At 51.5% G+C, this 2,560-nt stretch carries 1 protein-coding gene; it reads right to left on the reverse strand.

The window, feature by feature from the left end; all coding sequences use genetic code 11:
• Positions 1-263: 263 nt before the first annotated feature.
• The gene (gene ovoA / locus BS640_RS21790) at positions 264-2,405 is read right to left on the reverse strand and encodes a 5-histidylcysteine sulfoxide synthase (RefSeq protein WP_084913328.1); all 2,142 of its coding nucleotides are present in this window, start codon (positions 2,403-2,405) and stop codon (positions 264-266) included.
• Positions 2,406-2,560 lie beyond the last annotated feature (155 nt).

The following is a 2,560-nucleotide window of genomic DNA, read 5'->3' on the forward strand; positions in this document are numbered from 1 at the left end:
CAATAGAAACATCAGATAAAAATCAGATCATAAAATTAATAATAATAAAAAAATCAGCTAGCGCACCGCAAAAAATCGCTAAGCCATCAACCCGTTAATTTAATAAATTAACGAGAATACCGTTTAATGTTTCGGCCTATTCGTTGTCTGCATCCTAATAATGAGCGAAATATGCTCTTTTTAACCTGAGGAGAATCTGATCAAGACCTGATAAATACCTGAGAAAATAGGCCGGTTCAATCTGCATCGAACCGGCCTAGAGATCAGCGCTTACGCCAGACGGTCACCTGAGCCACGGTATGCTGGTGTTTTCTCGCCGTTTCACGAATGACAAACGGCACATCGAGCGGTGGGTTAATTTCTTCAAAGTCACCGTCCAGTAAACGCTGTAGAGCCTGATAACTGCTCAGCGCCTCGCCGTTTTCGCGAACGCCGCCAATCCAATTCTCCTTCGGAGTGAATTCCTCAAGCCAGGTGTAAGGAGAAGAGATGATTAGCACCCCCCCGCTGACGATTTTGGCTGAGATATCGTGCAGGAAACGTCTCGGATCCCGCAGGCGGTCCAGCAGATTGGACGCCAGAACCAGATCATAACTTTCACTATGAGGCTTAAGGTTACAGGCATCACCCTGCACAAACTGCACGCGCTTAGCCTGCTCTGGCGTAATACCTATCTCAGACAGGCTAGCCTGACAGTATTGCACCAGTTCGCCCTCCTCCGGCATCAGATAACGTCGTTCCTCTCCCCGCACCAGCGACAGCGCGACGTCGATAAAGCGCGCCGAGTAGTCCATACCTGTCACTTGGTCGAAGGTGCGCGCAAGCTCAAAGCTGGCTCGGCCAGTGGCGCAGCCAATGTCTAATGCAGAGCCACGTTTTTCAACCACCTGCTCGGCAATATCCACCAGCGCGCGTGCATAGTTAGGCACGTTGAAATAGCGCGGGCCGTATTGGAAATCAAGGTACTGCGATACCAGAAGATCGGTTTCATAAGGATTGACGGTTAATTTCTCCTGATGAGTTGAGACCACATAGCGAAAACCGGCATGCTGGAAGAAATGACGGCGGAACGCATAGCGGGAAGACTTGAGCGCCTCATTGCCGGTCGAGATCCAGCTGCCGCCTTTGATGATGGCATGTTTACCGTCGAAGGTCGGCGTCGAAAAGTCGTCATAAAGCGGGTGTACCTTGAAGCCATCGAAGCCGCTGATAGGCGTAGTCGTCCACTGCCAGACGTTACCGACAATGTCGTAAAAATCACCCTGCGGGAATCTGTCAACCGGGCAGCTTGAGGCCCACCACGCAAGGTTAATATTGCCGGGAGCCTGATCCCAGCCAGGTTGGTCGCCCTCAACCTGCTGCCTGAGCACGTACCACTCTGCCTCGGTCGGCAGCTGGATTGACTTACCGGTATCCTCGGCCTTCCAGCGGCAGAAAGCGGCTGCTTCAAGCTGGTTAACCTCAACCGGCCAGTCCCACGGCATTGGCACCTCTTCGGCCAGCAGCCTCAATTTCAGGATAGCCGGTTTGGATGCTGCGCCAACCCAGAATGTGGGCATCTCGGCCTTGGAGAAAGACAGCCAGCCTTGCCCTTCTTCGTCCCACCACTGCGGGTCCTGATACCCACCAGCCTGCACAAACTCGTAAAACTCGGCGTTACTGACCAGCATTTTACTGGCTTTGAACGCTTTGATGTCGCAGTCAAGGCGGCCATATTCGTTGTCCCAGCCATAGGTATCATCAGTTTTGCCGAGCGTCAACGTGGTCTCTGGCAGAGAAACCAGCGTATTTTCAGGCGCGGCAGTTCGGTCGGTGCGCGCACGTTGACACGCTGGCCAGTGCGGCTGAGGCTGTAACCACTCGACCGGCAGCTGGCGCATCAACACGCTCGAGGTTTCAAGATGGATACGCTCGTGCTCGATGCCCATCAGGATAACCCAGGCCGGGCTCTCCCAATCGATCGGCAGCGATAAGGGCATTTCTTTAATAAATTCAATAATCCTGCGATGCACCTTACCGCGATAATCACGCAGCTCTGCCAGCGCAGGCCAGTCATAATGGCTGGTATCCAAATCATCCCAGCTCATTTCATCAACGCCAATCGCCAGCATCGCTTCAATATGCGGATCGATGCGATCCTCGATAAGCCCGGCGGCCATCAGCTTATTGATGTAGAAGGTCGCAGTATGCCCGAAATAGAAAATCAGGGGATGACGCAGAGAGATTGCTTTAGTGAAGTAGGCGCGCTCATTGGCCAGACAGTCGAAAAGACTCTCGTACAGTGCCCAGGTTTGAGTGAAATAGTTAAGGATTTCATCGCGTTTTTGCTCAACGTCGTTACCGCTCAACAGTAAGGTATGTGTCGGTTCCGGTAATCCTGCACCGACCGTTTTGTTGCTCGCCATCGTTATTCCTTATCTCTGACACCGTAAACGAATAGGAATAAGTGTAGCAGGTGGCGATTTCTGCATAGGAGCAAGAGCACCTCAATTTAAATATTCTTAAATATGAAACCACCATGCTTATAAAGTGAACGCTATTATTGAGTAAATGTTTATTG

It is taken from the genome of Rouxiella badensis (assembly GCF_002093665.1).
Classification (GTDB): Bacteria; Pseudomonadota; Gammaproteobacteria; order Enterobacterales; family Enterobacteriaceae; genus Rouxiella; species Rouxiella badensis.

Coding starts and splice junctions, on each gene's coding strand:
- ovoA (WP_084913328.1), bottom strand. CDS start 2,405: ATGGCGAGCAACAAAACGGTCGGTGCAGGATTACCGGAACCGACACAT.